Genomic DNA, 694 nt, shown 5'->3' on the forward strand with positions numbered 1-694 from the left:
CAGCTTCAAAATCGGTTACTGGAGGAATTGGTACTTCTTCATTTCTTAATGAGGATTACAAGTTATCTAATCTTATGTATGATTTATCTGTAGGTGTTGTAATAGACAGCACAGTCAAAAAACTTATAGAGAAATCTGCAGTGAAAGGAGTTAGTAAGCTATATGTAGAAACTAAAGGAGCAGTTACGAATCATTTCTTAGGTGATGGAGTTAGTAGTGCCATTTCTAATAAGTTAGGTTCGAAAGATGCAACTCTTGTTCCAAAAACAAATTGGCCAAAACTTTTACGGAGTAACGATGATTAAGTTTCGTGAAAAATTACCAGATGGATGGTCTCTTGGTCTTTCGGGCATTAGTCACCGTTTTGTTTATCTTAATAGTAGGTTAGCATTTGGGGTTTCTAAATTGCTGAAATTACGACAAACAGAATCATTAGTTTATGGTTTGAATATTCTAACTTTTTTATTGATTTTTATTGAGTTGTATTTAATTAATTCTATCGCTGCAGGTATATTTGCTCTATTTTATGAGCGATTTATTTTTATATTAGTTGGGACAATTGTGCTTTTCTTTTTTGGCAGAGCCTCTCTTCCTTATTGGAGTGAGGCAGAGGATGATGATGAAGACTAAAGTTTTTACGGTAGTAGTTTAAGTTTTAACCTTTAAGAAGTTCATTGCCAATACAATAAATATA

1 protein-coding gene and 1 pseudogene are annotated in these 694 nt (G+C 32.7%); both read left to right on the forward strand.

What is annotated here, in order from left to right:
* Positions 1-305, forward strand: a pseudogene (locus HMPREF3144_RS11150) (hypothetical protein); the annotation flags it as partial.
* Entirely contained in the window at positions 298-630 is a 333-nt protein-coding gene (locus tag HMPREF3144_RS11155) for a hypothetical protein (protein ID WP_070477933.1), read from the forward strand. The pseudogene HMPREF3144_RS11150 and the gene HMPREF3144_RS11155, both read left to right, overlap by 8 nt.
* The last annotated feature ends 64 nt before the right edge of the window (positions 631-694 follow it).

The organism is Oligella sp. HMSC05A10 (genome assembly GCF_001808335.1).
Classification (GTDB): Bacteria; Pseudomonadota; Gammaproteobacteria; order Burkholderiales; family Burkholderiaceae_B; genus Oligella; species Oligella urethralis.

Excerpts from the sequence above, each read along its gene's own strand:
- HMPREF3144_RS11155 (WP_070477933.1), top strand. The coding sequence starts at position 298 with ATGATTAAGTTTCGTGAAAAATTACCAGATGGATGGTCTCTTGGTCTT.